The organism is Aliarcobacter sp., from assembly GCF_041672065.1.
In the GTDB taxonomy this organism is placed as follows: Bacteria; Campylobacterota; Campylobacteria; order Campylobacterales; family Arcobacteraceae; genus Aliarcobacter; species Aliarcobacter skirrowii.
In genome coordinates this window covers 1-10,005 of the sequence record NZ_JBAZAH010000059.1, presented here as the reverse complement: position 1 = coordinate 10,005, position 10,005 = coordinate 1, and the positions used below count along the sequence as shown (strand labels likewise).

General features: G+C 27.4%; 10 protein-coding genes. 4 read left to right on the top strand and 6 right to left on the bottom strand.

What is annotated here, in order from left to right:
* Window positions 1-168: 168 nt before the first annotated feature.
* From WC168_RS08205 to WC168_RS08195, 3 genes are all read left to right on the top strand, one after another.
* Window positions 169-2,706, top strand: a complete 2,538-nt coding sequence (locus WC168_RS08205) for a methyl-accepting chemotaxis protein (RefSeq protein WP_372618612.1) — start codon at window positions 169-171, stop codon at window positions 2,704-2,706.
* 63 nt (window positions 2,707-2,769) lie between these two features.
* Complete coding sequence (locus WC168_RS08200) at window positions 2,770-3,453, top strand: DNA-binding response regulator (protein ID WP_372618610.1); 684 nt, start codon at window positions 2,770-2,772, stop codon at window positions 3,451-3,453.
* 8 nt (window positions 3,454-3,461) lie between these two features.
* Window positions 3,462-3,659, top strand: a complete 198-nt coding sequence (locus WC168_RS08195; RefSeq protein ID WP_066161218.1) for a hypothetical protein — start codon at window positions 3,462-3,464, stop codon at window positions 3,657-3,659.
* 2 nt (window positions 3,660-3,661) lie between these two features.
* On the opposite strand, the gene lgt is transcribed toward WC168_RS08195, so the two are convergent.
* Together lgt and WC168_RS08185 are read right to left on the bottom strand one after the other, a co-directional pair.
* A complete protein-coding gene (gene lgt / locus WC168_RS08190) occupies window positions 3,662-4,480 on the bottom strand; it encodes a prolipoprotein diacylglyceryl transferase (RefSeq protein WP_066161219.1) in 819 nt (272 codons plus the stop codon).
* A 1-nt stretch (window position 4,481) separates the two neighbouring features.
* Window positions 4,482-5,762, bottom strand: a complete 1,281-nt coding sequence (locus WC168_RS08185) for a (Fe-S)-binding protein (protein ID WP_066161220.1) — start codon at window positions 5,760-5,762, stop codon at window positions 4,482-4,484.
* A gap of 132 nt (window positions 5,763-5,894) precedes the next feature.
* Between WC168_RS08185 and WC168_RS08180 the strand changes: the two genes are divergently transcribed.
* Entirely contained in the window at window positions 5,895-7,136 is a 1,242-nt protein-coding gene (locus tag WC168_RS08180) for a ComEC/Rec2 family competence protein (protein ID WP_372618607.1), read from the top strand.
* A gap of 12 nt (window positions 7,137-7,148) precedes the next feature.
* Here the strand turns inward: WC168_RS08180 and WC168_RS08175 are convergent, their stop codons facing one another.
* The 4 genes from WC168_RS08175 to WC168_RS08160 form a co-directional block, all read right to left on the bottom strand.
* Entirely contained in the window at window positions 7,149-7,478 is a 330-nt protein-coding gene (locus WC168_RS08175; protein WP_372618605.1) for a cytochrome C, read from the bottom strand.
* Between the two features lie 12 nt (window positions 7,479-7,490).
* The gene (locus WC168_RS08170; RefSeq protein WP_372618603.1) at window positions 7,491-8,816 is read right to left on the bottom strand and encodes a sulfite oxidase; all 1,326 of its coding nucleotides are present in this window, start codon (window positions 8,814-8,816) and stop codon (window positions 7,491-7,493) included.
* Between the two features lie 168 nt (window positions 8,817-8,984).
* Window positions 8,985-9,725, bottom strand: coding sequence for an exonuclease domain-containing protein (locus WC168_RS08165; RefSeq protein WP_372618601.1), 741 nt, complete (start codon window positions 9,723-9,725; stop codon window positions 8,985-8,987).
* Window positions 9,726-9,854: 129 nt separating this feature from the next.
* Window positions 9,855-10,005 (bottom strand): S-adenosylmethionine:tRNA ribosyltransferase-isomerase (locus tag WC168_RS08160; RefSeq protein WP_372618614.1); only part of this gene is annotated, 151 nt, incomplete at its 5' end.

Below are 10,005 nucleotides of genomic sequence, written 5' to 3'. Positions count from 1 at the left end.
ATAAAATCTTGATAACTTTTTTGAAAAAGTTTTTGTAAATCATGAAGATGAAAAAATCAAAATAAATAGAAAAAATTTAATATCACAAGTATATTTAGGATTTAGAAATATAGCTGATATTAAAGAGATTACAATATAATATTAAAAGATACAAAAGGGAGTTAAAATATGAATAGATTTGGGATTGGTTTAAAGTTTACAATTATAAGCGCTGTTGTTACAGTTATTGCTTTAATTGTTGGATATTTAGTTTTAAATAGTTATAAAAACAGCTTAGAAGATGAAGTTCAATCTGATGTTGTAAAAAGCTTAAAAAACTTAAAAGATATTAGAGTTGGTTCAAAACTTGATGTTGGAATCTCAAATGCAATATCTATTGCAAATGATTCAAATCTTCAAAGTGGATTACTATATTCAGATAGAGATACTGTTATAAAATCTGTTGATTTACTTGGTTTGAAAATGAAAGAGTCAACACCATTTAAAAATATTAGAATTCATATTCATACAAAAGATAATCACTCATTTTTAAGATCTTGGAATCAAAAAAATCATGGGGATGATTTAAGTTCATTTAGAGCAAGTGTTGTTGAAGTAAATAAAACAAAAAAAGTTGTAAATGGTTTTGAGATTGGAAATGCAGGTTTGGAGTTAAGATCTGTGGTTCCTGTTTTAAAAGATGGGGTTCATGCTGGTTCTTTAGAGTTTATGCAAGGATTAAACTCTGTTGCTATTGATTTTGATAAAGAGGGTAAAGCATATCTACTTCTAATGGATACAGCTTTAGCGACAGCTAAATATGATGATAAAAAAGTTATAAATAAATATTTGATTTCTCAAAATTTTGTTAATGAAGATTTTTTAGCAGATGCAAAAACAATAGATTTTGATAAGTTATTAAAAGATGGTTATTTGGTATCAAAAAAATATTTTTATACATATGATAATGTTGTTGATTTTCAAGGTAGAAAATTAGGTATTACTCTTTTAGCAGAACCTATAAGTGGTGTTCAAAGTGCAATAGAACAAGCTTCAAAAATAGTATATGTTGCTTTAATTATTTTAGTTCTTTCTTTATTAGTTACAATGATAGCATCTTTGATAAATATGAAAATAGGTATTTTAAATCCTATTTTGAGCCTTAAAAAAACTATTGATCAAATAACTAATACATCATCAGTTGAAAGTAGAATAGAAGTTATATCAAATGATGAGATAGGAGATGTTGTAACTAGTTTTAATAGATATTTAGATTCAATCGAAAAAGGTCATATTCAAGATCAAATTGTTATTGATGAGACAAAAAAAGTTATTGAAAAAGTTAATGCTGGATTGTTAAATGATAAAGTTGTAGGAGTTGCAAACTCAAATAGTGTAAACTCTTTAGTTAAAGAGATAAACAAAATGATTGAAAAAACTCAATCAAATTTATTGGTTGTAAATGATGCAATTATTGCTTTATCAAATGCACAGTATGATTACAATATTAAAAATATAGAGAATAGTTCAGGAATTATCTCATCATTGGTAAATGGAGTAAGAGTTACACAATCAAGTATAAATGAAATTATGTGTCTAATTTATAAATCAAATTTAGATTTAAATGATAGTTCAAAAGAGTTGTCAATTGCATCTTCAAATTTAAGTGAATCATCAAATATTCAAGCTGCAAGTCTTGAAGAGACTGCTGCTGCTATTGAAGAGATTGCAGCAACTATTGAAAGAAGTAGTGAAAATGCAACAAAAATGGCTCAATATGCACAAAATGTTACAAAATCTACAGCTATTGGAAAAGAGTTAGCACAAAAAACAGCTATTTCAATGGATGAGATTAACGATCAGGTTATGGCAATAAATGAAGCAATTAGTGTAATTGATCAAATAGCATTCCAAACAAATATCTTAAGTCTAAACGCAGCTGTTGAAGCAGCAACTGCTGGAGAAGCTGGAAAAGGTTTTGCTGTTGTTGCTCAAGAGGTGCGAAATCTTGCAAGCAGAAGTGCTGAAGCTGCAAATGAGATTAAAAATATTGTTGAAAATGCGACTTTAAAAGCCAAAGAGGGTAAAAATAGCACTACAAATATGATAAATGGATACAATGAGCTAAATTCAAATATCGATGTAACTATAAAATTAATTGAAGATGTAGCAACGGCAACAAGAGAGCAACAACAAGCTATGGCTCAGATAAATGATACTGTAAATAGTTTGGATCAAGCAACACAACAAAATGCTAACTTAGCTTCAAGTATTAATGAGATGGCAAAACAGACTGCACAACTTGCTGTTAGTTTAGATCAAACAATAAGTCAAACAAGTTTTGATAAGAGTGCAAGTAGCAGAATTTGTGATTCAAATATGATTGTAAATATTAATAAACTAAAATCAGATCATATTAATTTCAAAAATATTAACTTTGCAAAATGTAATGTAGGAAATAAATTTACAGTTGCAACTTCAAAAGAGTGTAACCTTGGAAAATGGATGAGAGAGAATGAGCATAGAGATTTTGCAAAAACAAAAGAGTGGGAAATTTTAACAAAAGCTCATAACAGTGTTCACTCATTGGTTCAAGATACTGTAGATTTATATGCAAAAAAAGCTTCAAATGAAGAGATTTTTGATGTAGCTGTTCAAATTGAAGAGAATACTAAAATTGTATTTGATATGTTAAACAAAGTAAGAGAGGTAAACTGTGCCTCTTAAATTTTGTTTATATTAATATTGTTTTTGTTATTATTTATAAAAAATTATACATAAGAGAAGAAAATGAAAAAAGCAGTTAGACAAAATAAAAATGCAAAAGTCCTTTTTATAAGCGAAGATGAGCAGATAAAAGAGGGCTTTAAAGACAAATTTAAAGAACTAATTATATTAAATAATAAATTATTTTCAAATACAATAGATTTGGAAAATTGTGATATTATTGTTCTTGATTTTGATCAAAATACTATTTTTTTGGATAATATTATTGAGCTTATACAAAAAAAATTAGCATTTGTTCCAATTATTGTAATAAGCAAGAGTGATTCTCAAGATAGTATAGAAAAAGCTATAAATTTAAAAGCTTATACATATATTTTAAAATCTTGTCCAATATCTTCTATACTAATATTAGTTTTAATGTGTTTAAACCAGACTCAAAGATCTGATAAATTTAAATTAGCTGAGGGAATATATTTTGATAGATACAAAGATCAATTCTTTGATAAATCAAATAATATGATTGAGTTTACAAGACTTGAAAAAGGATTTTTGAAACTTTTAATTAGTAGATTAGATGAAGTTACTGATTATGATTTAGTTCAAAAAGAGGTTTGGAAAGGTAAAAAAATGTCAATTTTTACTATGAGAAATATTGTAAATAAAATAAGATTAAAAACTTACTACTCAATAATTAAAAATCATTCAGGTAGAGGATATACAATAGATTTAACTCATTATTCAAAATAAGGATAAATTTGGAAGAGCTAATTTTAAGTAAGCAAGATTTGGTAAAACTTTTTAAAGAGGAGACTCTAAAAGATACAGGTAAATCTTGGCTTTACAATGATAAAAGAGTTGATATTATTGCTTTGCATAAAATTGAACCAAAGTTCTTACAAGATTTAACAAAAGCCGAATTTTTTAAGATTGTTCCAAAAAAAGATACAAAGTAGGGCTATTTTTTTAGCACTACTTTTAATTTCATATAATATATAGCTAAACATATAAATAAAATTCCAAACGATTGTAACATTCCCATAGTTAGCCAATTTCCAGCTAAAAATCCTAATTGCCAATCTGGTTCTCTATAAAACTCTGCAATAATTCTTGCAATAGTATAGAAAATTCCATACATTAAAGCTAATTGACCATCAAATTTTTTTCTATTTCTAAAATAAACAAGTATTAAAAATACTAAAACTCCTTCTAAAAAGGCTTCATATAACTGAGAAGGGTGTCGCAAAATCCCATCAACATAAATTGCCCAAGGAACATCTGTAACTCTTCCTACAAGCTCTTGATTAAAGAAGTTTCCAATTCTACCAAATACATAAGCAGCACTAATTCCTAAAACAGAAATATCTGTTATAAACCAAAAATTAATATTTTTTCTTCTACAAAATAGAAGTGAAGCTATAATAAATCCAATAAATGCTCCATGATAACTCATACCAGCAATTCCAACATAAACACCATTTACATAAGGATTAAATATCTGCCAAGGATTTGTTAAGTAGTAAGTTGTATTTGGATCATAAAATAGGATATATCCAATTCTTGCACCTAAAATAACACCAATTTCAGCCCACCAAATATATGAATCAAAAATATCTTGGCTAATATTTATTTTGTCATATTTTATAAACCACTTTGCAATAAATATAGCACTTAAAAGTGCTAATGCATACATTATTCCATACCAATGAACTGCAATCTCACCAATTCTAAAAGCTACAGGATCAAATTGTGAGTATATATTTTGCCAAAATTCCATATTAATCTTCTAAAGCTTCAGCAATTAACTCAATTGGATTTTTAAATACCACATCAACATTTGCATGATATAAACTATCTGTTATTTGCATTCTGCAAGCACTACACTCAGCACTTACTATTTGAGCCTTGCTATCTCTTATCATTGCTGCTTTTGGAGCACCTGCTGCCCTTGCAAAACTAAATTTTTCTGTTTGCATAGTAACTCCACCAAATCCACAACATCTATTTGAATCACTCATCTCTTTTAAAATATAGTTTTGTTTTAAAAGTTCTCTTGGCTCTTTCCAAACATTTTGCATCTTTTTTGCATGACAAGGGTCGTGATAAGTTACCATTTGATCAATTTTTTTACCACTTTTTGACAATATATCTTTTAACTCTGTACTATTTTCTAGCCATTTTGTTGCTAAAAATATCTTTTTAGATAGTTTAACAGCTCTTTGTTTCCACTCTGGTTGGTCATGTAAGTAGTGTTCCCAATCTTTATTTATCATTGCACTACATGTAGCTTCTGGAATAATAACAGCTTCAACATCATCTATCCAAGATTCAAAATATTCAATATTTTTTTTAGTTAGATAATCAACTGTATCAAAAGCACCTGTAAAATAAGCAGGTGCTCCACAGCACAACTGTTTTTTTGGAATAAATACATCATATTTTAGTTTTTTAAGAATTTTTACTAAACTATCTCCTGTATTTGTATAAGTGTAGTTACTCATACAACCAATAAAAATAGCAACTTTTTTTCTTTTATCTTCAACACTAAACTTCATATTTTCAGGATATTTATTTAAAAAACTAATGCTATCTGCATATGGCAGGGCTCTATCTTTTTTTACAATAGGAAGGCTAAATCTAGGAGTTGCACTTTTTGTTTTTTCATCTATTTTAATAGCACATGTTTGAAACATATATCCTAGTTTTGACATAAAATCCATAATTTTTCTATGTCTTAAAAGGAAGAAGAACAATCTTTTATACCAAGCAATTCCATATTTTTTTGCAATATCACTTCTTACTTGCTCAATAATCATATCAGTTGGTAAATCATTTGGACAAACTTCAACACAGTTTGTACATAAAAAACATGATTCAAATATCTCTTTAGCCGTTTTATCTAGCTCAAGCTCATCTCTTTTATAAGCTCCCAAAAGGTCTATAAATCCTCTAGGACTTGTTGCTTCATCTTGATTTATATTAAATATTGTACATACAGGTTTACACTTTCCACACTTAATACAATCATCAGATATCTTTGTATAATCAAATTTATTCATTTTAAAAAAGCCTTAAAAATTTTATAATAAAGGCTTAATATACTTAAAAAATGGTTAAAAAGTGTTAAATTAAACTATAAGAGTCTATTTTAAATCTTACAAAATAGTTTATATTTTTGTATAATCAACATTATGCAAAAAATATATTTATCAAAAAATAGTATATTTTTCATACTATTTTTAATCACCATTTTAATTTTAAATCTTATTTATGAATATTCATCATATAAAAGATTTAAAAATGATTATATTTTTGAAACAAAAGCTAGCATTTTAAATATTTACCCTAAAGATAGATTTACTATCTTAAAACTAAAAGGTGAAGGCTTTGAATTTTTTGCCTCTTTTTCAAAAGATAATAACTTTGAAAAATTAGATTTAATAAATGTTGTAATTGATACTAGAAATATCTCTTTTTTTGATTATTTAAAAGGTTTTTTTACAAAAGTTTTATACTTTGATAGAGTTGAAAAAAGATATGAATTTAAAGATAAAATTTTAGAAAATATTAAAAATAATCATGAGGATGCTATGATTATTGAGCTCTTTGAAGCTCTGTTTTTAGCAGTTCCAGTTTCAAAAGAGCTTAGAGATGTAATAACAGCTTATGGAATAGCTCATGTTGTAGCACTTTCAGGTTTTCATTTAGCAGTTTTATCTTTTGTGATTTATTGGATTTTGTACTATCCTTATAAATTTTTACAAGATAGATTTTTTTCATATAGAAATAGAAGATATGATATTTTATTAATTACAATATTTATAATGTTCTATTATCTTATTTTAACAGAGATTGTACCATCGCTTTTAAGGGCATTTGTACTTTTTTGTATTGGAATATTTCTTTTAAGAAGTAATATAAAAATATTTTCATATATTACACTTTTATACACGTTTCTTATAGTTATTGCAATTTTCCCCAAATTTATATTTTCTATTGGATTTTGGTTCTCTATTTTTGCTGTTTTTTACATCTATTTGTTTATTCAATATTTTAAGAATGGAAATAAAATTTTACTTTATATATTTTTTAATATTTGGATGTTTTTAATTTTTAACCCAATAGTTCACTTCTTTTTCCCTCAAACAGCTATTGAACAGTTTTACTCAATACCTATTACAATATTTTTTACTATATTTTATCCACTTGAAATAGTTGCTCATATTTTTAATTTTTCAATATATTTTGATGAGTTTTTAAAGATTTTTTTAGAGAATAAAATAGAAGTTTATGAAGTTTTTACACCTTTATATTTTTTTATTTTATATATTCTGTTTTCATTTTTTTCAATTTGGAGTAAAAAATCTTTTTTTATATTAAATATTTTGATGATAGGATTTAATTTTTATTTATATATAAGTGGGTATATTTAAACCCACTTATTGCTAATTTGGCATATCTTTTAATTTTATGTTTGCTCTTCTTGAAGCTTTTCCTGGAGGATAGTTTGTCTCAAGATAAGTTAATATCTCATCCTCTATTTCTGGAGTAAATTGCCATAAACCTTGAGTTTTTTGCATCCAAACAATCATAGCTTTCCAAGTATCTCTATCACCTTTTTGTGTAGTAATAAATTTTGCACTATGACAAACAGTACAGTTTGCTTTTACGGTTTCAAAACCTTTTGCAATAATCAATCCAGATTCGCTATCAACTTTTTGAGCTTGAAGGAAAAGAAGTGATGATGCAAAAATAAGGAATAATCCTTTTTTCATAAATAACTCCTTTTATACAACTTGAACAGCGATTCTGTGACAAGCGTTGTTTAAATAACCTCTTGGATTCCACCCTGGAATAATAACTGGCTGCATTTTTCCACTACTATCAGTTGCCCTTGCCCAAACTTCATAGTATCCTTTTTGTGGGAATTTAACACTTGCTTCCCAAGTTTGCCACGCAGTTTTATTTAGTGGTTTATTAACTTTTGCTTTTTCCCAAGTTGCACCAAAATCTATTGAAACATACATATCTTTAACTTTTAAATCTCCAGCCCATGCTTTTCCATTTAGCTTTAATTTATCATTTAAAGAGTGAGTAATACCTGATTTTGGGAATGTGATTAGTGATTTTACAGGCATAGATTCAATTATACACATATTTTCATTTGGTACATTTGCTCCTGGAGCAACAGGTTCACAAGGCATTCTATATGATTGTCCCATCATTTTTTCACCATCATGAACTTTATTTCTAACTACAATTTTGCTTAACCATTTTCCAGAAACAGAAGCTGGCCATCCACCAATTACAAGTCTTAAAGGATAACCATTTTGATGAGGAATATCATTTCCTTCATAAGCCCAAGCTATTAAAACTTCATTTTCTAAAGCTTTTTCAATCGGAACTCCTCTACTTATTGAAACTTTAGTAGGATCTCCACTTAAGTGAGTGTCTTTCCCGTAATATCCAATATAAACGGCATCTTTTTTAATTCCACAAGACTCTAAAACATCTTTTAATCTAACTCCTGTCCATCTTCCACAACCAATAGCTCCAAGCTCCCATTGATTTCCTTTTGTAGGTGGATTAAACTCAGCTCTTCCATTTCCTCCACACTCTAGTGTTAATGCATAAGTGTAGTGTTTGAATTTACTTTTTAACTCATCAATAGTAAATGTTGTAGGATTTTTACAACTCTCCCCTGATATTTCCAAAGTCCAATTTTTCACATCAATATCTTGCATAGCTGGTGGAGTACCGTTGTTTCTAATAAAGAAATGTTTATCAGGTGTAAACTCATCATTTAATAAATGAGGTGGTGTTTCAGCATTTATTGGTCTATCATTTAAGTAAATTAAACCCTCTTTACCAGGAATTGAAAATGGTAAATCAGAGTTTGCTAGTGCTGCTGGAATTAATCCACTTGGCATATTTTGTGCGTATGGAATATTTGATCCAACAACAGCAGCCATTGCCAAAAGTGAACTCTTTTTCAAAAATCCTCTTCTTGTTGTTGGATTAGCCTCTCTTCCAAAGATATCTAAATCAGCTTTTATTGGATCATTTGCATAAGCCTCATGAATTCCAATAGTCTTAACTTTTTTATTACTCATAAACTATCTCCTTAGTTTTTATTATGGTATTAAGATAAATCCTAATTAATAATTATATTAAGAAAATAGGAATAATTGATAAAAATTAAGTTTACAAGCTAAAATTAAGTTAAAAAAATAAGAATAGTTACTTTTGTTTACATTTTTATACATAATAATCTATCTTAACTATTTTTCTAGAACTTTATCTAAAGTATATTGCATATCTTCATCAAGCTCCATATTGTTTCTCATCCAGTTTAAATAGTTTGGATCTTTTTTTGCTACATCTTCTATATTTTCACCCTTATATTTTCCAAATTTAAATGTTTTTATAAATACAGGAGTAAGTGTTAATTCAACCAGTTTTTTCATAGGATTTATACTTGGAAATTCATCTTTTATTTTTGCAACAAGTTTTGATAAAAATAGCTTCATCACAAGTACATCTCCTATGGCATCGTGAGCTTTTATAACTATATTTAGTTTTTTTGCCTCTTCATCTTCATTTTTATAAAGTTCAAGTGCATATCTTAAATATTGAAGTCTGTGATATGGAAGTTCAGGATAGATATGTTTTGCACATCTTAAAGTATCAATTAGTTGAAGTTTGTTTTCAAATCCCTCTTTTTCTAACATCTGTAAATCAAAATTTATATTGTGTGCTATTAGATAGTTTTCACTACTATTTAGCTCAGCCAATCTTTGATAAAATTTTGTTTCACAAGCCCTTGGTTTATCTTTTATCATATCAGCAGTTATATTATGAACTTCCATAGCTTCAAGTTTTATGGGTATATCGCTAAAACATAACTCATCAAAAACTTCTAAATCACCTTTTTGATTTATAATCATACTTCCAAATTGAATTACTCTATCCTCTTGCGAAGCTCCAGTTGTCTCAGTATCAAATAAAATGTAATGTATCAAAGTAACTCTCCTTTTAAATGGTTCCCATTTAAAAGGGAGCCTTTTTCATATATAACTACTTTTTAATGGAATTTATAAAAAATTCTTAAAAGTAGCAAAACTCTAAAGAGCTTCGAGAACGAAGCTTTATTAAATTATTAACATGGCATCGCCATAAGAGTAGAATCTATAGTTGTTTTTAATTGCTTCATTGTAAATCTCTAAAGTTTTCTCAAGTCCAATAAAAGATGCAACAAGCATAATCAAAGTTGATTTTGGAAGGTGAAAATTTGTTAAAAGA